Annotated in this window: 20 protein-coding genes; 14 read left to right on the top strand and 6 right to left on the bottom strand. The window is 63.9% G+C overall.

Annotation, left to right across the window (positions count from 1 at the left end; all coding sequences use genetic code 11):
- Positions 1-3 precede the first annotated feature (3 nt).
- Together ruvX and ccmI are read right to left on the bottom strand one after the other, a co-directional pair.
- Positions 4-477: a Holliday junction resolvase RuvX gene (gene ruvX, locus CAER_RS0124925; protein WP_027237911.1), complete on the bottom strand. Its 474-nt coding sequence runs from the start codon at positions 475-477 to the stop codon at positions 4-6.
- The gene (gene ccmI, locus CAER_RS0124920; RefSeq protein ID WP_027237910.1) at positions 474-1712 is read right to left on the bottom strand and encodes a c-type cytochrome biogenesis protein CcmI; all 1239 of its coding nucleotides are present in this window, start codon (positions 1710-1712) and stop codon (positions 474-476) included. Before ccmI ends, ruvX begins: the two co-directional genes overlap by 4 nt.
- A 188-nt stretch (positions 1713-1900) precedes the next feature.
- Between ccmI and CAER_RS0124915 the strand changes: the two genes are divergently transcribed.
- From CAER_RS0124915 to rarD, 10 genes are all read left to right on the top strand, one after another.
- Positions 1901-3145, top strand: a complete 1245-nt coding sequence (locus CAER_RS0124915) for a sarcosine oxidase subunit beta family protein (RefSeq protein WP_027237909.1) — start codon at positions 1901-1903, stop codon at positions 3143-3145.
- Positions 3146-3178: 33 nt separating this feature from the next.
- Positions 3179-3520, top strand: coding sequence for a sarcosine oxidase subunit delta (locus CAER_RS0124910; RefSeq protein WP_027237908.1), 342 nt, complete (start codon positions 3179-3181; stop codon positions 3518-3520).
- A gap of 49 nt (positions 3521-3569) precedes the next feature.
- The gene (locus CAER_RS0124905) at positions 3570-6602 is read left to right on the top strand and encodes a sarcosine oxidase subunit alpha family protein (protein ID WP_027237907.1); all 3033 of its coding nucleotides are present in this window, start codon (positions 3570-3572) and stop codon (positions 6600-6602) included.
- Positions 6595-7161 (top strand): sarcosine oxidase subunit gamma, encoded by a 567-nt coding sequence (locus CAER_RS0124900; protein ID WP_027237906.1) that lies wholly within the window; start codon positions 6595-6597, stop codon positions 7159-7161. Before CAER_RS0124905 ends, CAER_RS0124900 begins: the two co-directional genes overlap by 8 nt.
- A 173-nt stretch (positions 7162-7334) precedes the next feature.
- Positions 7335-7796 carry a hypothetical protein gene (locus CAER_RS0124895; protein ID WP_245597431.1) on the top strand — a complete coding sequence of 154 codons (462 nt, stop codon included), beginning with the start codon at positions 7335-7337 and terminating at the stop codon, positions 7794-7796.
- A gap of 158 nt (positions 7797-7954) precedes the next feature.
- A complete protein-coding gene (locus tag CAER_RS0124890) occupies positions 7955-8371 on the top strand; it encodes a hypothetical protein (RefSeq protein WP_027237904.1) in 417 nt (138 codons plus the stop codon).
- 254 nt (positions 8372-8625) lie between these two features.
- The gene (locus tag CAER_RS0124885) at positions 8626-9228 is read left to right on the top strand and encodes a superoxide dismutase (RefSeq protein ID WP_008557774.1); all 603 of its coding nucleotides are present in this window, start codon (positions 8626-8628) and stop codon (positions 9226-9228) included.
- 154 nt (positions 9229-9382) lie between these two features.
- Positions 9383-9577, top strand: a complete 195-nt coding sequence (locus CAER_RS0124880; RefSeq protein WP_027237903.1) for a hypothetical protein — start codon at positions 9383-9385, stop codon at positions 9575-9577.
- A 4-nt stretch (positions 9578-9581) separates the two neighbouring features.
- The gene (locus CAER_RS0124875; RefSeq protein ID WP_027237902.1) at positions 9582-10037 is read left to right on the top strand and encodes a host attachment family protein; all 456 of its coding nucleotides are present in this window, start codon (positions 9582-9584) and stop codon (positions 10035-10037) included.
- Between the two features lie 86 nt (positions 10038-10123).
- Positions 10124-11035 carry an EamA family transporter RarD gene (gene rarD, locus CAER_RS0124870; RefSeq protein WP_027237901.1) on the top strand — a complete coding sequence of 304 codons (912 nt, stop codon included), beginning with the start codon at positions 10124-10126 and terminating at the stop codon, positions 11033-11035.
- Here the strand turns inward: rarD and CAER_RS0124865 are convergent.
- Positions 10972-11523 carry an LOG family protein gene (locus CAER_RS0124865; protein ID WP_027237900.1) on the bottom strand — a complete coding sequence of 184 codons (552 nt, stop codon included), beginning with the start codon at positions 11521-11523 and terminating at the stop codon, positions 10972-10974. The two genes, rarD and CAER_RS0124865, sit on opposite strands and share 64 nt — an antisense overlap.
- Positions 11524-11647: 124 nt before the next feature.
- Here CAER_RS0124865 and CAER_RS29000 point away from each other — a divergent pair, with 124 nt between their 5' ends.
- Together CAER_RS29000 and CAER_RS0124855 are read left to right on the top strand one after the other, a co-directional pair.
- A complete protein-coding gene (locus tag CAER_RS29000) occupies positions 11648-13291 on the top strand; it encodes a LysM peptidoglycan-binding domain-containing protein (RefSeq protein ID WP_167332335.1) in 1644 nt (547 codons plus the stop codon).
- A 97-nt stretch (positions 13292-13388) separates the two neighbouring features.
- The gene (locus CAER_RS0124855) at positions 13389-15218 is read left to right on the top strand and encodes an ABCB family ABC transporter ATP-binding protein/permease (RefSeq protein WP_051357885.1); all 1830 of its coding nucleotides are present in this window, start codon (positions 13389-13391) and stop codon (positions 15216-15218) included.
- Positions 15219-15299: 81 nt separating this feature from the next.
- Here CAER_RS0124855 and CAER_RS0124850 read toward each other — a convergent pair whose 3' ends face one another.
- On the bottom strand, positions 15300-17471 hold the full coding sequence (locus CAER_RS0124850; RefSeq protein WP_027237897.1) for a methyl-accepting chemotaxis protein: 2172 nt from the start codon (positions 17469-17471) through the stop codon (positions 15300-15302).
- 123 nt (positions 17472-17594) lie between these two features.
- On the opposite strand from CAER_RS0124850, the gene CAER_RS29925 reads away from it, so the two are divergent.
- A complete protein-coding gene (locus CAER_RS29925) occupies positions 17595-17870 on the top strand; it encodes a hypothetical protein (RefSeq protein WP_154667859.1) in 276 nt (91 codons plus the stop codon).
- 53 nt (positions 17871-17923) lie between these two features.
- On the opposite strand, the gene CAER_RS0124840 is transcribed toward CAER_RS29925, so the two are convergent.
- Entirely contained in the window at positions 17924-21760 is a 3837-nt protein-coding gene (locus CAER_RS0124840; protein WP_027237896.1) for an efflux RND transporter permease subunit, read from the bottom strand.
- A complete protein-coding gene (locus CAER_RS0124835) occupies positions 21757-22872 on the bottom strand; it encodes an efflux RND transporter periplasmic adaptor subunit (RefSeq protein WP_027237895.1) in 1116 nt (371 codons plus the stop codon). The genes CAER_RS0124840 and CAER_RS0124835 overlap by 4 nt, the downstream gene beginning before the upstream one ends.
- A 288-nt stretch (positions 22873-23160) precedes the next feature.
- On the opposite strand from CAER_RS0124835, the gene CAER_RS0124830 reads away from it, so the two are divergent.
- Complete coding sequence (locus tag CAER_RS0124830) at positions 23161-23832, top strand: hypothetical protein (RefSeq protein WP_027237894.1); 672 nt, start codon at positions 23161-23163, stop codon at positions 23830-23832.
- Positions 23833-23861: the final 29 nt, after the last annotated feature.

The following is a 23861-nucleotide window of genomic DNA, read 5'->3' as shown; positions in this document are numbered from 1 at the left end:
ATCTCACCCGTTCTTCAAATGCCGCATCCGGTCCAATGCGCCTTGCAAGATATAGGAGGCCGCGACGTGGTCGATAACCTCTGCGCGGCGTTTGCGTGTCGTATCTGCCTCAAGAAGCGCTTTTTCTGCCGCCACGGTGCTGAGGCGCTCGTCCCAGAAGCTGATCGGCAGATCGGTCAATTGCATCAGGTTGCGGGCAAAGGCGCGGGTGGATTGGCAGCGGGGGCCCTCAGAGCCGTCCATGTTGCGGGGCAGGCCCAGGAGGATGCCGCTGATGTCGCGCTGCTTGATGATCTCCAGCAGCCGCGCGGCGTCGACGGAGAACTTCTTGCGCTTCACGGTTTCCAGCGGTGTCGCCACCGCGCCGATACGGTCGGAGACGGCGACGCCGATGGTCTTGGTGCCGAGGTCCAGCCCCATCAGCGCGCTCATCGGCGGCAGGGCGGCGGCGAAGTCTTCGAATGCGTCGTGGATCATTCTGCAATTCCCGACTGGGCGGCGATGGTTTCCAAAAGCGCCAGCGCCTCGGCATCCGCCTCGAATGCGCCGCGGGCCTCGTCATAGACGGTGCGGGCGCGATCGGTTTCGCCCAGCACCGAAAGGGCTCCGATCAGCCGGGCCCATTCCTCGGCGCTGCCGCCTTCGGTTGCCAGCCGGTCCGACAGGCGGGTGACCATGCCGCGGATCATCTCCTGCTGCTCTTCAGCGGACAACTCGCTGGCGGAGGACATGTCTTCGGCGCTGGGGCCGGGCAGGGCGGGGGCAGTGCCGCCGCCGGGTGTGATGGGCCGGTATTCAACACCGGCGCGGAAGGCCATTTCCTCGATCTGGCCCTGAATGCCCTTGACCCAAGGAGCATCCGCCGGGCCGTCGCGCAGTGTTGCGGCCCACTCGCGGTAGGCGAGGTCCGGGCGGCCGATCTGGCCCAGCATCAGACCCCAGTAATAGCGGGCAGGCCCGTGGGAAGGGTCAATGGCCAGCGCTTTTCGCAGATCCGCCTGCGCCTCTGGCGAGACATAGCCGCCGGTTGCCATGATCTTGAGCTCGGCCAGCTCGGTGAAGTCGCGGGCGTTGACCTTGCCCTCGGCCAGGCTGATGTATTTGGCCTTGGCCTCATAAGCGGACTTGAAGTTGCCGAGGTTGGCCTCGTGCTGCGCCAGCAGGGCCTGTCCGCGGGCGTCGTTCTCCCGCTGGCCCGCTGTCTCGCGCAGCTGTTCGACCAGTTTGACATAGCCTTCCTCCACCTGCGGTTTCGGCAGGGGGGGGACCTCGGCTTCGGCCTCAGCCTGCGAGGGGCGGTTTTCGGCGCGCTCGCCGGCCATGCGGACGCGGTCCTTGAGGCCCAGGTCTCCATACCCCGGCGCACCAAGCTGCCAGTAGAGGCCCAGGGTGCCGCCGGTGATCAGCAGCGCAATGGCAATGGCAGAGACCAGCGACAGGGACCTGGGCTGGGCGTGGCCGGACTTGCGCTTTTGCAGCTGGGCGTCGGCGGCCAGGATGCGGCGGGAGATTTCCGTGCGGATGCGCTCTGCGTCGCCTTCATTGATGACGCCGCGGGCCAGGTCCTTGTCGACCTCGCGCAACTGCTGGCGGTAGACCCGCAGGTCGTAGGCCGCGGCAGGTTCGCCTTGCTCGCGGGCGCGAATGATGATCATTGCCAGCAGCAGGGCCGCCGAGAATGCGATGAGTGCGGTGACTGTCCAGAAAACCATGCCGTCTCCGAAGTTTGGTTTTCATCTATATGCGGCGGGCGGCGAACAAAAGGGCCAAACTGCCGCGGGATGCTGCAATGCGTCATCGGCTTATGTCGCAATAACGCAGAAAGAGGACGATAAACGGCACTGGCTTGCCATGCGTTTCGGGCATACCCGCTATCAGACACGAACCATCGGATTCGCTCATGAAACGCTATTCAGTCTTTGCTGTCGCGCGGGAAGCCCTGCGCTATCACACCGGATGGGAGCGCGCCTGGCGCTCGCCGGAACCCAAGCGCCACTACGATGTGATCATCGTCGGGGCGGGCGGGCACGGCCTCGCCACCGCCTACTACCTGGGCAAGAATTTCGGCATTACCAATGTCGCAATTATCGAGAAAGGCTGGCTGGGTGGCGGCAATACGGGCCGGAACACCACCATCATCCGCTCGAACTACCTGCAGGATCCCTCGGCTGCGATCTATGAGAAGGCCCGCAGCCTGTATGAGACCATGTCGCAGGATTTGAACTATAACGTGATGTTCTCCCCGCGCGGCGTGATCATGCTGGCCCAGACCGAGCATGAGATCCGCGGCTACAAGCGCACCGCGCACGCCAACCAGCAGCAGGGCGTTTCCACCGAGTGGATCACCCCGGAGCGGGTTAAGGAGCTGGTGCCGATCATCAACCTGCATGGCCCCCGCTATCCTGTGCTGGGCGGCCTGTGGCAGGAGCGCGGCGGCACCGCCCGCCACGACGCCGTGGCCTGGGGCTATGCGCGGGCGTGCTCCGACATGGGCATGGACATCATCCAGAAGTGCGAAGTCACCGGCGTGCGCACCGAAAACGGCCGCACCGTGGGTGTCGACACCACCAAAGGCCCGATTGATTGCGACAAGCTGGGCATGGTTGTGGCCGGCAACGCCTCTGTGCTGGCGGAAATGGCGGGCTTCCGCCTGCCGATGGAATCCGTGGCGCTGCAGGCGATGGTTTCCGAGCCGATCAAGCCCTGCATGGATGTGGTTGTGATGGCCAACACCGTGCACGGCTACATGTCCCAGTCCGACAAGGGCGAGATGGTGATCGGCGGCGGCACCGACGGGTTCAACAACTACACCCAGCGCGGCAGCTTCCACCACATTGAGGAAACCGTGCGCGCCCTGGTCGAGACCTTCCCGATGGTCAGCCGTCTGAAGATGCTGCGCCAGTGGGGCGGTATCGTGGACGTGACCGGCGACCGCTCGCCGCTGATCTCCAAAACCCCGGTCCAGAACTGCTTTGTCAACGCAGGCTGGGGCACCGGCGGCTTCAAGGCGATCCCGGGCTCGGGCTGGGCGATGGCGGAGCTGATCGCCACCGGACATTCGCCGCTGACCGAAGAGTTCTCGATGAACCGCTTCAAGGAAGGCAAGTTCATCGACGAGAGCGTCGCCGCCGGTGTGGCGCACTAACGCTGCAGAATTCAATTTTACGGAGCAAGCAAAATGCTGATCCTTGAGTGCCCTTACTGCGGCGTTAAAGCCGAAGAAACCGAACTGGCCGCGGGCGGCGAAGCGCATCTGAAGCGCTTTGGCCCCGGCTCCAATGACGATGAGTTCCATGACTACCTGTTCATGCGCGAAAACCCCAAAGGCGTTCATTTCGAACGCTGGCGCCATGCCAACGGCTGCGGCAAGTGGTTCCACGCTGCCCGCTGCACCATGACGCTGGAGGTCTTTGGCACCTACAGCGCTCAGACCACTGAGCCGCCGAAGGAGATTCAGGACAAGATCTCTGCCAAACGCCCGGGCTGGACCTGGCGCGAATTCTCGGACGGTCAGAAATGACCTTCCGCCTGACTGAAACACCCGCTTTTCTTTTGAAAGGTCTGCGCCCATGAGCACGCGTCTTGCCAAGCACGGCCGGCTGATCGACCGCTCCAAACAGATCGACTTCACCTTCAACGGCAAGCGCATGAAGGGCTTTGCCGGCGATACGCTCGCATCCGCCCTGCTGGCCAACGGCCAGGTGATGATGGGCCGCTCGTTCAAGTACCACCGCCCGCGCGGCGTTGTCGCTTCCGGCTCGGAAGAGCCCAATGCGCTGATGCAGCTGGGTGTGGGCGACCGGTATGAGCCGAACCAGCGCGCCACCACCACCGAGCTGTTCTCGGGCCTGACCGCGCAGTCGCAGAACCACTGGCCGAGCCTGGAGTTCGACGTTCTGTCGGTGAATAACAAGCTGTCGCGTTTCCTGACTGCCGGCTTCTACTACAAGATGTTCATCCACCCGCGTCCGCTGTGGAAGCACGTCTATGAGCCGATCATCCGCAAGTCCGCCGGTCTGGGCGCCGCGCCCGACAAGGAGCTGAAGGACGCCGACACCTACGAGCACTTCTACTTCTTTGCGGATGTGCTGGTCATCGGCGGCGGCGTTGCCGGCCTGCAGGCAGCCAAGGCGGCTGCGGCGTCGGGCGCCAAGGTTCTGGTTCTGGAGCAGAACAACTTCTGGGGCGGCCGTGCGCCGGTCGACGGCGGCACCATTGACGGCGAAGCGCCCGAGGCCTGGATCGAAAAGACCCTGGCTGAGCTGCGCGGAATGGACAATGTCACCTTGCGCGACCGCTGCATGGGCTCCGGCGTCTATGACCACGGCTATGCCCTGGGCTACGAGCGCCTGACCGACCACGCGCCGGGCCAGGGCGGCCCGCGCCATCGTCTGTGGCGGATCCGTGCCTCCCAGATCGTCACCGCAACCGGTGCCATCGAGCGTCCGCTGTCCTTTGCCGGCAACGATGTGCCGGGCGTGATGCTGGCGGCCTCGATGCGCGACTATGTGGTGAACTGGGGCATCAACCCGGGCCAGAAGGTCGTGGTTGCCACCAACAACGACGACGCCTACCGCACCGCGCTGGTGCTGCATGATGCGGGCGTCGAAGTGGTCCGTGTGGTTGACACCCGCGAAACCGGTGGCGGCGAACTGATGGAAGCCGTGCGCGAGAAGGGCATCCGGGTCGAGCTGGGCCGTGCCATCGCCAAGGTGAAGGACGGCAAATGCGTGACCCAGGTCTCCATCTGCGCCCAGAACGGCGAAGGCGGAGCCCGCGAGGAAGTCGAAGCAGACGCGGTTGCCATGTCCGGCGGCTGGTCGCCGGTGGTGCACCTGTGGTCCCACTGCGGCGGCAAGCTGATCTGGGACGAGAAAAACGCCAACTTCCGCCCCGATGCCTCCCGTCCGCCGCTGGGCGACAACGGTCAGGGCTTTGTGGTTCCGGCCGGTGCCGCGAACGGCGAGTTCGGCCTGGGCGCGCTGCTGGAAGACGCGGCAGCGGCTGGTGCCAAGGCAGCTGAGGCGGCGGGCTTCCCGGCGAAATCCGTGACGGCTGCCAAGGGCGAGTCCGAGGCGGAAGCGCAGATGGAAGCGGTGTGGCTGATGCCCGCAAAGGCAGACATCAAGCTGCGCATGAAGTCCTGGCTGGACTATCAGAACGACGTGAAAGTCTCCGACGTGCAGCTGGCTGCGCGCGAAGGCTACGAAAGCGTCGAGCACACCAAGCGCTACACCACGCTGGGCATGGCCACCGACCAAGGCAAACTGTCCAACATCAACGGCCTGGCCATTCTGGCCGACAGCCTGAACTCGGAAATCCCGCAGGTGGGCACCACCACCTTCCGTCCGCCGTACCACCCGATCTCGCTGGGTGCGATCGCTGGCGAGGCCCGGGCCGAGATCTTCCAGCCGGTGCGCAAGACGCCGATCTACGACTGGATGGACAAGAACGGCGCGGATTGGGAACCGGTTGGCCAGTGGCGCCGCCCGTTTGCGATCACCCGCCCGGGCGAGGACCGTCATGCCGCGGTGAACCGAGAGGTGAAGAACACCCGCGAGAACCTCGGCCTGCTGGACGCCTCGACCCTCGGCAAGCTGATCGTCAAAGGCCCCGACGCCGGCAAGTTCCTGGACATGCTGTACACCAACATGATGTCCACGCTGAAGGTCGGCAAATGCCGCTATGGCCTGATGTGCTCGGAGAACGGCTTCCTGATCGACGACGGTGTGGTTGCCCGCATCGACGAAGACACCTGGCTGTGCCACACCACCACCGGCGGTGCCGAAAGCATCCATGGCCACATGGAAGAATGGCTGCAGACCGAATGGTGGGACTGGAAAGTCTACGTTGCCAACGTGACGGAGCAGTACGCCCAGATCGCCGTGGTCGGCCCCAACGCCCGCAAGGTGCTGGAGAAGCTGAACGCGCAAGCGGGCGGCGGCATGGATGTCTCCAAAGAGGCGCTGCCGTTCATGGAATGGCGTGACGGCCAGATCGGCGGCTTTGATGCCCGCGCCTTCCGGATCTCCTTCTCCGGCGAGCTGTCTTTTGAGATCGCGGTTGCGGCCTCTGAAGGCCAGGCATTCTGGGATGCGCTGATGGAGGCTGGCAAGGAATTCGGCGTCATGCCTTATGGCACCGAGACCCTGCACATCCTGCGGGCCGAGAAGGGCTTCATCATGATCGGCGACGAGACCGATGGCACTGTGATCCCTCAGGATCTGGGTCTGCATTGGGCGCTGTCGAAGAAGAAGGAAGACTACCTGGGCAAGCGTGCGCAGCAGCGCTCGCACATGGCGGATCCGGACCGCTGGCAGCTGGTCGGCCTGGAAACCGTCGATGGCTCGGTGCTGCCGGACGGCGCCTATGCGGTGGGCGAGGGCGTCAACGCCAACGGCCAGCGCAACATGATCGGCCGGGTGACGTCGACCTATCACTCCGCAACCCTGGGCCGCGGCATCGCCATGGGCCTGGTCAAGCATGGTCCCAAACGGATGGGCGAAGTGATCGAGTTCCCGGGCACTGACGGCAAGACCTATAAAGCCAAGATCGTCGATGCGGTCTTCTACGACAAGGATGGAGAGAAGCAGAATGTCTAAGGCTGTTTCCGTACTGAACGGCGCCCGGTATTCCGGGCTGGCCAAGGTCGAGGATGCCGGTCTGCAGGGGATGATCACCCTGCGCGGCGATCTGGGCTCATCGGCACTGAAGGCGGCTGTCAAAGCCGCCACCGGCGCCGAGGTTCCGGCCCAAGGGACTGTCAGCATTGCCGAAAACGGCGCGGCGGCCTGGATGTCCCCGGACGAGCTGCTGCTGCTGGTGCCCTATGAGGACGCCGTTGCCAAGACAGCGGAAGTGGCCGGGGCGCTGAAGGGCGAGCACGCGCTGGCGGTGAACGTCTCCGACGCCCGTGCCTTCTTCCGCCTCTCGGGCGAGGGCGCGCGCGAGGTTCTGGGTAAGGTGAGCCCGGTGGACTTCGACGCCGCGGCCTTCACGCCCGGCCAGTTCCGCCGCTCGCGGCTGGCACAGGTGGCTGGCGCCTTCTGGCTGAACGAGGACGGCAGCTTTTATATCGTCTGCTTCCGCTCGGTTGGCGAGTATGTGTTCAAACTGCTGAGCGCAGCGGCCCATCCGCAAAGTAAAGTGGGTGTTTATTAAAATTATCACTCGCTTTTTGCTTGTGACGCCACCCCGCGTCAATTACGGTGCCCTGGAGATGTTCCGGGGCACCGCCTTTTTTAGAGCAGATGCCTCCGAACGGTTCCTTTGCAGGGATTGAAATTGTTCTATTTTTCAGCTGGTTACCGGTCATGGGAAGCAGCTGTGTGAAGATGTTTCGGGGGCGGCTGATGGGTCTGCTGAATTGCGGCTGTGTTGCACTATTTTTTACGCTCGCCGGCGCGGCTGCCGCAGCGGGCTCCAGTTTCCGCTGCAACCTGGAACCTATTTCCGGCGACACCTGGGTGCCCAGCAGGATTGCCATCGAGTTTTCCGATGATTTCACCGCGGCGCAGATCACCGACGCCGCGTTTGGCGTCTCTGTTCCGGCCAAGGTGGTCAGGCGCAGCCGCACCTCCTACGCGCTCAGCTGGTCGTTGCCAGGGCTTGCGGTGCTGATGGAGAGCGGCGAGGCGGAGCCGCGCTTCCGGGCGGTGCTGAACACGGCCAACCTGAAAATGAGCATCCAATCCATCCGCCTTGAAGAGGGGATGCTGCTGCCGCGCGGCTCCGGCAGCTGCGAGCGGCTGGAAACGCTGTCGCAGCTGGCGCAGTATCAGGCCTATCTGCAGTAGCCAGGCGTGCGCGCTGCCGGGGCCGCATGGCAGCACCGGGGCTGTAGCAAGTTTGCCTTCTTTTCAATCATTGCAACCAACCTTCGCGAGAGGGTGGTTGCGTTTTGCATTGGCAGGTTGCATTCCGTTTCCGGAAACTGATTTTAGGACTTAGGTGCATGAAACGTATTGCTCTGGCAGGCTGTATTGCGGCTGCGAATTTTCTTGGCCAACCAGTCTCTGCTGAGACTGTTTATGACTGCGATATCAAGGTTTTTACAAACAACGGCTGGATTGCGCCACGGGTTCTGGTGCTGTGGGACGACAGCAGCAAAACCGCAAAGATCTATGACGGCTACATCGACCAGCTTGTCGGTGAACCGCTGGCCGCAAAGGTCGTGCAACGGAACGAAATGGCTTATGACCTGTCGTGGCGGGTGAATGACATCCCGGTCAGCAACGCCCGCACCAAGGTGGACGGGCTGTATTCCGCCGTGTTCAACATGCAGAAAAACACCCTGTCGATCCGGGGTGTGATCACCGGCTTCGCCAACGCGCCGCGCGGACGCGGCAAGTGCAAGGTCAAGCAGGACTAGGCGGCGCAGGCCCGAACCGGAAGGCTGGCAAGCGCCGCCGGACGGCGAGCGGACTGGCGGCTGAGGCGGCGGCGGCAGCGGGTCCCCGCAGCGGCTGATGCCGGACCGGGCCGCAGGTCTTCGGCCGGGCTGCTTCCGCCCCGCGGGTGCACGCACGGCTTGCACGGATTTCGTGCCTTGGCCTCTTGACCTGCAACCCGCCGCACCGCATGTATCTGCGCAGGAACGCAAACAATTTTGACAGGGGGCCCAAAATGGCTTTTGAACTTCCCGATCTTCCTTATGCACATGACGCGCTGGCCGCCAAAGGCATGTCGGCAGAAACCCTGGAATACCACCATGACCTGCACCACAAGGCCTATGTTGACAACGGCAACAAGCTGATCGCCGGCACCGAGTGGGAAGGCAAGTCGCTGGAAGAGATCATCAAGGGCACCTACGACGCTAACGCGGTGGCCCAGAACGGCATCTTCAACAACATCTCCCAGCTGTGGAACCACAACCAGTTCTGGGAAATGATGGGTCCGGGCGAAAACAAGATGCCGGGTGAGCTGGAGAAGGCACTGACCGAAAGCTTTGGCTCGGTTGACAAGTTCAAGGAAGAATTCTCTGCCGCAGGCGCCGGCCAGTTCGGCTCCGGCTGGGCCTGGCTGGTCAAAAAGGCGGACGGCTCGCTGGCTGTGACCAAGACCGAAAACGGCGTCAACCCGCTGTGTTTCGATCAGACCGCGCTGCTGGGCTGTGACGTGTGGGAGCATTCCTACTACATTGATTTCCGCAACAAGCGCCCGGCCTACCTGACCAACTTCCTGGACAACCTGGTGAACTGGGAAAACGTCGCCTCCCGCCTGGGTTAAGACGTCAGAACCGGAGCCCGGCGCCGCAGTTGGCGCCGGACCGCAAGCATTCCGCCCGCGCAGCATTGCTGTGCGGGCTTTTTCATGGCATTTTCAGGAACTATGCCCCTCGCTGCACGTTGATCCGCTACACGCGCATTTCAAGGAGGTTTCCATGGCTGAACGCAAACGATCCAAAGACGGACACCGCGAGACAGAGGAGATCCCCGGTGCTAAGGGGAGCGTCTCGCAGCAAGGCCGGACCGGTGGCGGGTTGCAGCGCGACATCGCCTCTGAAGACGAGCTGAAGCGGGCCAAGGAGCGCCCGGCCGGCAGCACCCGCGTAACAAAATCCAAGGAGCAGGAGTGACACCATGACCTTTTTGACGCAGGGCACCTGGGTGCTGGTTGCAGACAGCGAAAAAGCGCTGTTCCTCGAAAACACCACAGACGCGCAAAACCCGAACCTGAAGGTGCGGCGCAAGGACGAACAGGAAAACCCCTCTGACCGCGAGCAATCGGCCAACCGGCCGGGGCGGTTCAACGACGGCCCCAGTGTGCACCGCTCGGCAGTGGATGACACCGACTGGCACCAGCTGGCCAAGGAACGGTTTGCCTCTGACTTGGCGGACCGGTTGTACAAGATGGCGCACAAGGGCGAGTTTGAGCGTCTGGTTCTGGTGGCAGCCCCTGAAGTGCTGGGCGAGCTGCGCAAGAACCTGCACAAGGAAGTCGCCGATTGCGTGGTTGGCGAGGTCGCAAAAAACCTGACCAACCACGAGACCAGCAAGATCGAGGATATGGTGAAACAGGCGCTTGAGAACGCCTAAGGTCTGAGGCCCGGGGCTTGACCCTTGACCCTTGACCCTTGCCCCTGTCCGGTGTCTGTCAGCAGATGCAAGGGCAGGGGCAAATCATGCGGGAAACACATCTGGGCGTCTTGGCGATGATCTCGGCCTGCGTAGTCTGGGGGCTGTCGGGGATCTACTACAAGGCGCTGTCGCATGTGCCGCCGGAGCAGGTGCTGTCGCACCGGGTGCTATGGTCGTTCCTGTTCTTTGCGGGCGTGCTGCTGGTACAGGGGCGGATCAGCACCTTGCGGGCGGCCTTCGCTGACGGGCGCAGCGCGCTGCTGCTGGCATTTGCCACCGCGATGATCTCGCTCAATTGGTTTGTTTTCATTTCCTCCGTCCAGACCGGCCACGCGACTGAGGCGAGCCTGGGCTATTACATCTTTCCTTTACTGAGCGTGCTGCTGGGGCGGCTGGTGTTTGGAGAACGGCTGGCCCGGGCGCAGCTGCTGGCCGTTTTGCTGGCCGGGGCCGCGGTGGCGGTGCTGTCCTTCGGGCTGGGCGCCGCGCCGCTGATACCGCTGGTGCTGAGTGTGAGCTTCGCGCTCTATGGCGTTGCCAAGAAACGGCTTTCACTGGGGCCGGTGGTTTCGGTCACCGCTGAGGTTCTGCTGATCCTGCCGGTGGCGCTGACAGTCATCTGGCTGACCGGGGGCGCTGGGTTCCTGGGCAGTCCGGCAGATGCGGCCATGCTGGCGTTTTCCGGTATCCTGACAGGGCTGCCGCTGATCCTGTTCAGCTATGCCGCCAAGCGGGTGCGGCTGGGCACTGTGGGCGTGCTGCAGTACCTGAACCCGACGCTGCAGTTCCTGGTGGCGGTCCTGCTGTTCGCTGAGCCCTTCACCCCCTGGCATGGCGCCGCCTTTGCGCTGATCTGGAGCGCGGTTGCGGTGTTCTCTTTCTCGGCGTTGCGTCAGGAGCGCGCGTCGCGCAGGGCGGCAATGGCGGCCACCGGGGTGTCGGCCCAGATCAGGTAATCTGCCAGGTCGGGCCCGGCGAACCCCTCGCCGATCACCTGCTCCAGCAGGGCGCGCAGCTTGTCCCAGTAACCCGCAGTATTCAGGATCACGATCGGCTTGGAATGCAGGCCAAGCTGGCGCCAGGTGAGCGCCTCGAACAGCTCATCCAGCGAACCAGCGCCGCCGGGCAGCACTATGACCGCGTCTGCGTTCCACAGCATCACCTTCTTGCGCTCATGCATGGTCTCCGTCACCACATATGTGGTGAGATCCGATTTGCCGACCTCGCGCCGCTCCAGGTGGCTGGGGATCACCCCGAAGGTTTCGCCGCCGGCCTGCTGGGCCGCGCGGGCAACTTCGCCCATCAGCCCGACATCGCCGGCGCCATAGACCAGGCGCATGCCGTTACTGGCAAGCCCGGCACCCAGTGCGCGGGCGGCCTCTGCATAGGCGGGCTGCGCGCCTGCGCGTGATCCGCAATACACACAAACGGATTTGATGCTCATCGGCCAGCCTTTCCGTGGAATTTCAAGGTGCAAAGCAATTGGTGTTTTGACCCGTGATAGCGGGATTGGTAGGTTTGCTCAACTAAGCGGAAGGGAACATTCCGCAAACGTCGAAGGGAAAGACATGGCGGATGCATCTGGAAGCGGGGGTCTGGGGGCTCTCACACTTGGCGCTGTTGCCGGCGTGGCCGTGGTGCTGGGCGGAGTGGTGCTGTTCCAGCTGGGAGTATTCGGCACTGGCCAGACGGGTGGCGAGGCCGCAAACGGGCAGCCTGGCGGGCAGCAAGCGGCAGATAGCGCCGCCTTCCAGGGCGACGGCGAGGAGTCCGGCCAGCCGCTCCAGAACCGTGCAGCAAACGCGCCGGTTGAAGCGGAGCCTGAGAGCGCTGCTGCCGGGGCTGAGCCGGATCAGAAAGCGCCTGAAAGTGCAGCGGTTTCAGACGAGCCTGCGGCAGAGGACGCAGCGGAGTCCCCGCAAGCAGACACCCCGGCGGCGGCTGAGGACGCACCGGTAACTGCCGGTGCTAAAACGGAAACCTCGCCCGTTGAAGGCCCTGCAGAGAGTGAGGAGATTGCCCTGGCTGCGCCTTCTGATCCGGCAGCAGAGGCGGCGCAGGCGGCAGACGAGAGCAAGGAAGACCTGTTTGTCCTGCAAGCACCGGAGCTGGATCTGGTGCGGGTGGACCGCGACGGCGCGGTGGTGATTGCCGGGCGGGCGCAGGAGGGGGTCCGGGTCTCCGTGCTGCTGGATGGCGAGGTGCTGGAGCAGGTGGAAGTGCCGGCAGGCGGCGAATTTGTCTCTCTCACCACCATTGCGCCAAGTTCCGATGCGCAGGTGGTGTCGCTGCTGGCAGAGTACGGCGGCCAGCAGAGTGCATCGGGCGACACCTTCATTCTGGCGCCGGTCACCCCGCTGGCCGCCGGAACAGCTTCCGGCGAAGGCACCAGCGCACCGGCAGAGACGGCAGCAGCCGCGCCCGCCGCCGCGGACCAGTTTGCACTGCTGGACCCGGCGGCCGGAGCAGAGACAGCGCAGCCCGCTGCGCCCGCGGCAGGGGCAGAGCCGGATGACGCCGGCGCCGCAGCCGATGGAGCCGGGGAGGCCGGGAGCATACCGGCAACCGGCGGCCAGCAGGGCACTGCATCCCCCGCACCGGCAGCGCCGACTCCGGCGGTTGCTGCTGATCCTGCCGCGCCGCAGCCTCAGGGCCAGGCCGTTGCGGTGCTGCGGGCCGGGCAGGACGGGATTGAAGTAGTGCAGCCCGCGGTCCCGGCCGACCCGGAACTGAGCGACGAGGTGGCGCTGGATGCCATCAGCTATAACGGCGCCGGTGCCGTGCAGCTTTCGGGCCGGGCCCGGCCGAAATCGCGGGTGCGGGTCTATGTCGACAATGCGCAGGTTGCCGAGATTGACGCAGCTGAGGACGGCCGCTGGAATGGTGAGCTTGAAAACGTGCCGCCTGGTCTCTACACGCTGCGCGTCGATGAAATCGAGCCGGGCAGCGGCAAGGTTGTGAGCCGCCTGGAAACCCCCTTCAAGCGCGAAGCGCCCGGTGCGCTGCCTCAGCCCGCGGGCGATGCCGCGCCGGATCAGCCTGTGCCGCTGGTGCGCTCGGTGACGGTGCAGAAGGGCGACACGCTCTGGGCGATCTCGCAAGAGAAATTCGGGAGCGGGTTTCTGTATGTGCGGGTGTTCGAGGCAAACAAGGGCGCGATCCGCAATCCGGACCTCATCTATCCGGGGCAGGTCTTTACCATCCCCGAGTAAACCTGGGAAAACGCGCCCTTGCGGCGCGTTTTTTCTGCCTGCCCCTCGCAAATCCGTGAACAGGTGAATATCTGAAGCGGTCTAGCCAGGAAACGCCATGACCCAGACAGACCAGGCGGCCGTGCCGTCCCAAGCAGACATCGCCAAAGAAGAGCGCCGCTCCGGACTGCGCACCCTGCGGAAGGTGGGGCCGTATCTGTGGCCGAAAGGAAACCGTGCAGTGAAAGTACGGGTGGTTCTGGCGCTGGCGGTGCTGGTTCTGGCCAAGCTGATCGCGGTCTATACGCCGATGCTGTACAAGGGCGCCGTGGACAGCCTAGCGGGCGAGGGCGTGCCGCCACTGGCACTGGGGGCGGTCGGCCTCACCGTGGCTTATGGCGTGTCGCGGATCCTGACCACCGGCTTCCAGCAGCTCCGTGATGCGGTGTTTGCGCCGGTGGGCCAGCGGGCGCTGCGCCGCCTGGCGCTGGAGACCTTTACCCATATCCACCGCCTGTCGATGCGCTATCACATCACCCGCAAGACCGGGGGCCTCAGCCGGATCATCGAGCGCGGGGTGAAGGGGGTCGAGTTCCTCTTGCGCTTCATGCTGTTTTCCATCGGGCCGCTGATCCTCGAGCTGACCCTGGTGGCCATAATCCTGACGGTGCTGTTTGACGCCTGGTATCTGGCCGTGGTGGCCGGCACCATCGGGCTTTATGTCTGGTTCACCTTTGCGGTCACTGAGTGGCGGGTGAAACTGCGCCGTGAGATGAACAAGCAGGACACCGATGCAAATCAAAAGGCGATCGACAGCCTGCTGAATTTCGAAACGGTGAAGTATTTCGTCGCTGAAGAGCGCGAGGCGGCCCGGTATGACGGGGCGATGCGGGGCTATGCGCAGGCGGCCTTGAAAACGGCCTACTCTTTGGCAGCGCTGAACTTCGGACAAAGTGTGATCATCACTGCGGGCCTCATTGGCGTTATGGTGATGGCGGCCATCGGGGTGGAACAGGGCAGGCTGACGGTCGGCGATTTTGTCATGGTCAACGCCTATATGATCCAGATCACCGTGCCGCTGAATTTCCTGGGCACTGTCTATCGCGAAATCCGCCAGAGCCTGGTGGACATGGGCGAGATGTTCGACCTGCTGGAACAGCCCGCCGATGTAAGCGACCGGCCCGGAGCCGGCGAGCTGAAGGTCAATGGCGGGCGGATCACGCTGGAAGACGTGCGGTTTTCCTATGATGCCGGGCGGGAAATCCTGAAAGGGATCTCGCTGCAGGCGGAGCCGGGCCAGACCGTGGCCATTGTCGGCTCCACCGGGTCGGGCAAATCAACCATCGGGCGGCTGCTGTTCCGGTTCTATGACGTGACCGGCGGGGCGCTCAAGATCGACGGGCAGGATGTGCGCGACGTGACCCAGAAGAGCCTGCATCAGGCGATCGGCGTGGTGCCGCAGGACACCGTGCTGTTCAATGACACGATCCGCTACAACATTGCCTATGGCCGCGACGGGGCCACCCAGGAGGAGGTGGAGCAGGCGGCCCGCGATGCGCAGATTCATGACTTTATCACGGCGCTGCCAGAAGGGTACGACACCCAAGTGGGTGAGCGCGGGCTGAAACTGTCGGGCGGTGAAAAGCAGCGCGTGGGGATTGCCCGGACGCTTCTGAAAAACCCGCCGGTGCTGCTGCTGGATGAGGCGACTTCCGCGCTGGATACCGACACTGAGCAGGAGATCAAAGAGGCGCTGGCGCGCGCCGGGCAGGGGCGCACGGTGCTGACGATTGCCCACCGGCTGTCGACCATTGCCGAGGCCGACAGGATCGTGGTTCTGGAGAAGGGCGAGATTGCCGAGACCGGCACCCATGAGGAACTGCTGGCCAAAGACGGCCGCTATGCCCGGCTGTGGCAGCGCCAGCAGGCGGATCAGGACGCGGCCTGAGCACGGGCATAGCGCGTTTGAGCAGTCAACGAGAAAGGCCGGTCCTTGGACCGGCCTTCGTGTGTGTTTTGCAGCTTGGTTTCAGAAATCGCTCCAGGCGGCATTTGCTGCTTTGGCCGGCATCGGCACTGCGGAGCCGAATTCGAGCTCCCCGCCATGTGCGCTGGGGGCGGCAGGTGCTTCGGCGGTGGGAGCCTTGCGGATGACGGCGCCTGCCGCGCCATTGAGTTTGAACTGCCCCATCAGCTCTGCCAGCTTACTTGCATCCGTGTGCAGCATGTGGCCTGCGGCGGTGGCTTCCTCGACCATGGCCGCGTTCTGCTGGGTGACCTGATCCAGCTGGCTGACACCGGTATTGATCTCGCTGAGGCCGGTGGACTGTTCGGCGGCGCCCTCCGCGATGTTGGTGACAAGTTCCGAGATGGTGTTGACCCGGCTGACGATGCTGGTCAGCGCGTCCCCGGTTTCACCGACCAGGTCGACGCCCTGTTTTACATGCTTGGAGCTGTCGCCGATCAGGGTTTTGATCTCGGTGGCAGCATCGGCAGACCGTTGTGCCAGCGCCCGCACCTCTGAGGCGACAACGGCAAAGCCCTTGCCGGCCTCACCCGCCCGCGCGGCCTCGACCCCGGCGTTCAGCGCCAGCAGATTGGTCTGAAAGGCGATGTCGTCGATCACCGAGATGATCTGTGCGATCCTGAGCGAGGATTGCTCGATCTCAGTCATCGCCGAAACCGCGCGCTGCACCACCTGGCCGCTATCTTCGGCTTCCTGGCGTGCTTCCTGCATTGTCACTTCGACGTTGCGCGCACCATCGGCGGAAGATTTCACCGAAGCCGTCAGCTGTTCCAGGGCTGCGGCGGTCTGTTCCAGCGTGGCAGCCTGGCTTTCGGTGCGGTTGGACAGATCGTCCGAGGCGGTGCTGATTTCGGTCGCGCCATTGTGGATGCTGCCGGTTGCCGCGATCACCTGTTGGATGGTTTCCTTCAGCGTGGCAACGGTGGAGTTGAAGCTTTGCCTCAGCTCTTCGTACTCTTCCGGGAAGGCCTCCTCGATGGTGCAGTCCAGATCGCGGTTGGACAGGCGGGCGAGATGGTCATCCAGCTTGCCCACAACCGCGCCGCGGTCGGCGATGCGGCTGGCCTCGATGGAGGCGAGCCGGTCCTCGGCCTCGGCCAGGGCGGCACGGGTTTTTTCCATCGCACGGCTCAGGCCGCCGGCTTCGGTCCGGTCGTTCAGATGGGCCGGTTCAAAGTCGAACTCCTTACGCGCCAGCCGGTCCAGGTCCGCCTGCAGGCTGCCGAACTGCCGGGTGAAGGAGAGGATCAGGCGCAGCCCGGTCAAAGCGCTGAGGATCAGGGCAAGCGCCACCGCTGCCACGGTCCCGATCAGCGCCCGGCGGGCCTGCGACGCCTCCTGCTGCGCGCGGGCCATCATCGCGCCGGTGACGGTGGTTTCTGCCGTCCGCAGGGAACTGACCCAGCGCGTGGCCCGCTCAAACCAGTCTGTGACGGCAACCTCCGGGGCCGGGGCGCCGGGGCCTGCGGTCAGAACCTGCTCGCGGATGCCGGGCAGCCCGCTGGGGGCCAGGCCTGCGCGCAGCTCCAGCGCCGGAAGGCTTTGGCCGAAGGCCAGCGCGGCGATGTCCAGAAGCTGGCCCTCAACCGCGCCTGTGCGGATGAACCAGCGGTAGGTTTCCAGAGAAAAACTGCCCTGTCCGAAACCGGAGGCCCCGGCAGCGCGCTGCTGGCCTGCGGCTTCCTTGGCATAGGCGAGGCTCACCAGCCCGGTCCCAAGCTGCGCCAGTTCGGCATTCTTGGGGTGCAGCAGCCGGATGCTGACGCCGCGCAGGAGATTGGCAATAGTTTCCGAGTAGCGCGCGCCCATCTGGCCCGGTTGGAGCTGGCGGCCGGTCACGGCGTCACGCAGGGCGGCCAGCCCGTCCAGATGTTTCAAAGCGGCGGCAGCGCCCGCTGGCACCTGCTGGATGGCGTTGTCGGATTTGGCCCGGGCCTCCTTCAGAGCGCGGGAGGCCCCGGTGCCGCCGGAGGACAAAAAGACGGCAGACAGGCCGCGTTCGACCTGCAGATCGTGAATGACTTTCATCAAAGCCACGGATTCCCGTGTCTCAGCCTCAGTCAGTTGCGCGTCCTGAAAGCGGTTCCAATCCGACAGCGCCTTGAGGCCGCCAACACCGGCCAATGCAAGAAGCGGGATTATGATCAGCGCCAGAATTTGCGAGCGTAGTGACATTCTTCTCTTTCCCAACCAGTAAGACAATGCGGAGCGGCGGTACTTGGGCTCCTGACGCTCCGTTGCACGCAGGGGCTAACAAACTGTGAACGTTTGCATTGGCCTGAAAACCTTTGAAATCACGTGGAATTTTTGGATGCTGCGTTTGCGTCATCCAGTGGCGCCTGCTGCCGCAAACCGTTGCAAAGGTATGAGCGGGAGTCATTTATTATTGTGGCCGATGGCCTGGGCCTTTCTGAAATACTCAAGTTTTTCAGAAGGTTGCCGGTGGATGTTCGCGAGCTTGAAGGCGGCGCAGGTTTTTCCCGGGTAGGCGCAATTTTCGGGAAAAAACATGGCTGCGACAGCAAGCAGCCGGCAAGCGGTGCGTGTTCCGGTGCTATGCGGGCGCCGGCTTGAGGCAGAGTTGAGGGCTGAAATGAAAAATGCCCCGCCAATTGGCGGGGCGCTGATTACTCGGCGGCGCGCAGCCTGCCTTCAGAGGGCGGCGAGGGCTCATCGTCGTCTTCTGCCTGAGGCTCCGGTTCTGCCGGGGCGGCGGTCTCGTCACCCTCCCACAGGATTTCCGTGCTCGGCAGGGCGCGGGCCTTTTTGAACAGGCGCGAATCCTGCGCGATGCGGCTGGAACGGCCGCGGGTGAGGCGCGACAGCGCCCGGCCCAGCATGTGCATATAGGTGGAGAACCATACCCGGATCGCCAGCAGCGACGGGGTCACCACCAGGGTCAGCACGGTGGCAATGCCAAGTCCGAAGACAACAGCAGTTGCCAGCTGTTTCCACCACAGCGCGGTGGGGCTGTCGATTGAGTAGCCGCCGTTGATGAAGTCGAGGCTGACCCCGAACATCATCGGAGTGAGGCCCGCCATCGTGGTGATGGTGGTCAGCAGCACCGGGCGGATACGTGCCTCGGCGGTGCGGATGATTGCCTCAAGCCGCGGCATCTGCTGGCTGAACTCCTGATAGGTGTCGATCAGAACGATGTTGTTGTTCACAACAATTCCCGCCAGCGCCACGATGCCGGTGCCGGTCATGATGATCGAGAACGGCTGCTGCATCACCATCATGCCGATCAGCACGCCGGTGGTGGACAGTACCACCGCCAAGAGCACCAGCACAGAGTTGTAGAAGCTGTTGAACTGCGCCAGCAGGATCACGAACATCAGCGCCAGCGCGCCGGCAAAGGCCTTGGACAGGAAGGCACCGGATTCCTCCTGCTCCTCCTGGTCGCCGGTCCATTCCCAGGCAATGCTGCGCGGCAGCGGCTCGGTCTCCAGCCATTCGGTGATGACCGCAATCCGCTCGTTCGGGTTCACCGGGCTGATCTTGGCGCCGTTGTCCAAGGCGTCCAGCACCGCGTCAAAGCTGTCTGCGCCAGTGAGCGTCACCAGTTCCATCAGCCGGCCGTTCGGGGCAGTGAGGCTGTCGCCGTTGGCAGCCGTGCCCTCAGGCACTTCCTTCAGCAGGGCCAGGCGGGTCATTTCACCGGTGTCCGGATCCTCAAGGATGACCTTGTTCAGACCGGCTTCCACATCCGCCTTGACGTCATAGAACCGTTCCTGGCCGATGCGGTTGATCTGCGCCAGTTTCGGCACCGGCTGGCGGGTTACGAAGTTCGAGAGCGGCACCAGCCCGTCGGAAGTGCGGACCTTGAGGTTGTCCAGCGTCGACAGCACCCGGTCCTGTTCCGGCAGGCGGACGCGGATCTCGATCTCCTCGTCGGAGCTGTCGACCCGCATGGTGTCCAGCAGGATGCCGCGGGTGACCAGCTGCACCATCGCGCCCACGGTCGCCACATCGGCGCCGTAGCGGCCGGCCTTTTCGACATCCACATTGATCTGCCAGTCGATGCCGGGCAGGGGCAGGCTGTCTTCGATCAGGATCAGGCCGGGGGTGTTCTCGAACTGCTCCCGTGCGGCCAGGGTGGCGCTGGTCAAGTCTTCCCAGCCGTCGCCGCGCAGGCGCAGATGCACCGGCTTGCCGGAGGCAGGACCCTGTGCCAGGGCGCGCACCTCGACCTCGAAACCGGGCAGCTTGGCCAGCTGGGCGTTCAACTGGTCGATCACGGTGTTGCCGTCATATTCTTCGGCGATGATTTCCTTTTCAAAGCCGAGGTATTTGCTCAGCAGAGCGCCGAACCAGCCGTTCAGGGGCTCCGTTTCGGTGGGGCGTTCCTCCCACGGGATGATCTCGAACTGCACCTGGCCGATAGTGTCCGGCGGCAGTTGTGCCCCGGAGCTGTCAGTGTTCAGGCCGCCGTCGCCGGCAAAGGAGAACACATTGATCACCGCATGGTGATCCAGAATGACCTCCTCGGCGGCGCGCACCATCTCGTCCTTTTCGTGCAGCGAGATGTTGCCGCGGGCGCGGACATAGGCGGTGGCCTGTTCCGGCTCCGAGTCGACGAAGAATTCAACGCCATAGTTGTTTTCGCTGAACATCGAGAACACGGTCATGATCGCGAAACCCACGGCGGCGACCGTCACGATGGGCATCACCGGGTTGCCGGCGATGAACTTGATCACATGGCCGAACGGGGTGTGGTGGTAGCCGGGAGCGACCTCTGTTTCCTCGCGCTCCACCTTGACCGAGCTGAGGGTGATCGAGGCGGCAAAGGCTGCGAGCGTAAAGACCAGCCCGCCGAACAGCACACCCGCCATCGGGCCAGTTCCCTCTCCCAGCAGGTAGGAGGGGTTCAGCATCTGCATCGCGCCTGCAAACATGCCCCACATGGAGACCGGCACCAGAGCCGCGCGCAGCCACCAGGGTGCGATCATCCGCAGGCCGTGGGAAGCGCCCTCGAACGTGCGGCTGATACGGCCGGTGACACCGCCCATCACGGGCAGGTAGATCAGCGCCACCACCAGCGAGGCCGACAGCACGAAGATCAGGGTGACCGGAAGCATGCCCATGAACTCACCCGGCACGCCGGGCCAGAACAGCATCGGCAGGAAGGCGCAGAGCGTGGTCGCGGTAGAGGACACAATGGGCCAAAACATCCGCTGCGCCGCCTCGACATAGGCGTGCATCGGGCCGGTGCCTTCCTTGATGCGCTTGTCGGCGTATTCCACCACCACGATGGCGCCATCGACCAGCATCCCCACGGCAAGGATCAGGCCGAACATCACGATGTTGGAGATCGAGATGCCCATCAGCGCAAGCAGCGCGAAACACAGCAGGAACGACGTCGGGATCGCAAAGCCGACCAAGAGCGCCGCGCGGCTGCCAAGCGCCGACAGCACCACGATCATCACCAGCGCGATGGCGGTCAGGACCGAGCCTTCCAGCTGGCTGACCATGGAGCCGACAACGCGGCTCTGGTCGTTGGAGGTGCCGACCTGGACCGCTGCGCGCAGTTCCGGCGGCCATTTGGATTTGGATTTTTCCAGGGTCGTCTTCACCAGATTGACGGTGTCGATCAGGTTGTACCCTTTGCGCTTGACCACCTGCAGGGCCACCGTGTCCTCGCCGTTGAAGCGGGCGGTGCCCTCGCGGTCCTCGAAGGTGAAGTTGATCTGCGCCAGCTCACCCAAGGTGACCACGCGGTCGCCGTTGGTTTTGACCGGCAGCTGATAGATGTCCTTCACGTCGTCGAAGGAGGAGGGGATCTTAACCGAGAACGCGCCCTGGCTGGTCTCGACCTCACCCGCCGCGATCAGCTGGTTGTTGTTCTGCACCACATTGATCAGCTCCAGCGCGGTGACGTTGTAGGCCTCCAGCCGAAGCGGGTCGATCAGCACCTCGACCATCTCGTCGCGGTTGCCTGCAATGCCTGCCTCCAGCACTGCATCCAGCGCCTCAAGGTCGTCCTGCAAGTCCTTGGCAATTCGCGCCATCGTCCGTTCCGGCACGGCGCCGGTCAGGTTCACGATGACGATCGGGAATTCGGAGAAGTTGATCTCGGTGATCGAGTATTTCTCGGCGCCTTCCGGGAACTCTGCCTCCGCCTTGTCCATGGCGTCGCGCACGTCGGCCATGATGGCGGTCTTGTCCCAGCCGAATTCAAACTCCAGCGCTACCCCGGCATAGCCTTCGGCGGCGGTGGAGGTCATCTTATCGAGCCCGTCGAGATCGGCAAGCTCGGTCTCCATCACCTTGACCATCAGGGATTCTGCGTCCTCGGCAGAGATGCCGGGGAAGGGGACTGAGATGAACAGGGCCGGGATTTCGATATCCGGCTCGCCCTCTTTGGGCAGCATTGAATAAGCGAAGCCGCCGACAAGCAGCGAGATAGCGATGAAGGCGAGGACCATCCGGGCGCGGCCGGCGGCCCAATCGACGATGCCAATCACTGTTCAGTCTCCCGGTAGGTGGCCGCCACGGCGACGCCTTCGGTCACAAAGTCCTGTCCCACGACAATCACGTCGGCGGTTTCGGGCAGGCCGCCGAGCCAGACGCCGTCGGCCTCATCCCGCAGAAGCTGCACGGGGTAGAATACCACGGTGCTGTCGGATCCGACAACGCGAACGCCCAGCTGGCCCTCGTTGTTCAGCGTCAGCGCCGATTGCGGCAGCTTGTGCGCCAAGGAACCGGCCGAGGAAATCGCGATGTCTGCGGTCTGGCCGTCGCGGATGCTGAGGTCCTGGTTCGGCACCGTAATCTCGACCTCAAAGGTGCGGGTGGTAGGGTCGGCGGAGCGGCTGAGGAAGGTAACCTTGCCCTGAACCGTCTGGCCGGTGGACAGCTCTGCACCTGCGGTTGCGCCCAGTTCCACCTTGTTGACCTCTGCCTCCGGCACATAGCCTACCAGCTTGATGGTATCGAGCTGGATCACGGTGCCGCACAGGCTGCCGGGCTGCAGCAGGCTGCCAAGTTCCGCAGTGTCGCTTTCCAGCAGGCCCGCGAACGGGGCTTTGATCGTCAGCCGCTCCATTTCCTTTTCCGCGGCGGCAACCGCGGCAATGGCAGTGCGCTCCGCGGCTTCGGAGGCGGCCAGCCGGGTCTCCGAGGCATAGCCGCCTTCAGACAGTTTGGAGGCGGCGGTGAGATTGATCTGGGCTTCCTTCAGCCGTGCCTGCGCTTCTTGCAGCGCGGCATCGCGGGTGCCCGGGTCCAGCTGGCACAGCACATCGCCCTGCTCAACGTGGGCGCCCTTGCGCAGCGGTTCGGAAATCACGGTTGAGGTGGTCTCGGCCCGCACCTCCACCTGGCGGATTGCCTGGGTCTGGCCGCGCAGGATTACTGCGTTGCCGATGGTGCGCGCCTTGCTTTGCAGGGCCACGACCCCGACGCGCGTGTCTTCGGCTTGGGCTGCATCTTGGCCTTCAGCAGCTTCCGTTTCGCTTTGGGCTGCGTCTGGGGCATCCTCGCCGCGGGCAAAGGCCATCAGTTCGTCACGCTGAATGACCACCATATAGAGGCTGGCTGTCACCACCACTGCGGTCAGCATCGGAATGATACGCATGTCGGGCCTTTCCTTATTCCTGTCAGCTCCCTGTGCGCTGTGCTCCTGGGCCGCCGGCGGCAGGGCTGAGTACAAGGAGAGTCGCGCGTATGTGATAGACCTGATATAGGATATGTCCATTCTAAACTAAGTGGTTTAGTTCACATTTCTTGCTTTTCCGGCGCCAATGCGGATGTTTCTGATGCAAACGGGCCACTTGGCTTGGCGTTTGAGCCGGGTTAAGAGGGGCGCGACGCATTCAATACCGGCCGGGGCGCAGGCCCGGGCCGCGCATATCAGGGGCTTTTCATGAGCGATACCGACAGCTTTATCGACGAGGTGACCGAAGAGGTCCGCCGTGACCGGCTTTTCCTGATGCTGAAGCGCTATGGCTGGATCGGCGGCGTGGCTGTGGCGCTGATCGTCGGCGGCGCGGCGTTCCGCGAATACAACAAGGCGCAGGAGCGCGCGGCGGCAGAGGATCTGGGCGACCGGATCACTGCGGCGCTGGAAACCGAGGGCAGCGATGATCAGGCCGCGGCGCTGGCGGCGGTGACCGCTGAAGGCGCTGGCGGGACAGCTGTCGTCAAGATGCTGGAAGCCGGCGCGCTGGCCGAGTCGGGCAAGTCCGCCGAGGCAGTGGCCCGGCTGGAAGCCGTCGCCGTGAACGGCGAGCTGCCGCTGATCTACCGCCATATCGCCAGCTTCAAGGCGCTGTCGCTGCAGGCGGACAGCCTGAGCGCCGCGGACCGCCGCCTGCAGTATGAAGCCCTGGCCCAGCCCGGTGCGCCGCTGGCGCTGCTGGCGTCCGAGCAGCTGGCGCTGCTGGACATCGAGGAAGGCAACAACGAGGCCGCTATTGCCCGGCTGCGGGAGATTGCGGCTGATGCCGGGGTAAGCGGAGACTTGAAAGACCGCGCGTCTCAGGTGATTGTGGCGCTCGGCGGCTCCCTGGAGGGGGACGCTGCGCCAGAGGGGTAAGGCGCTCCGCGGATGGGAACTTGCGGAAG

It is taken from the genome of Leisingera caerulea DSM 24564 (genome assembly GCF_000473325.1).
GTDB lineage: Bacteria > Pseudomonadota > Alphaproteobacteria > Rhodobacterales > Rhodobacteraceae > Leisingera > Leisingera caerulea.
This window is presented reverse-complemented; position numbering and strand designations above follow the sequence as displayed.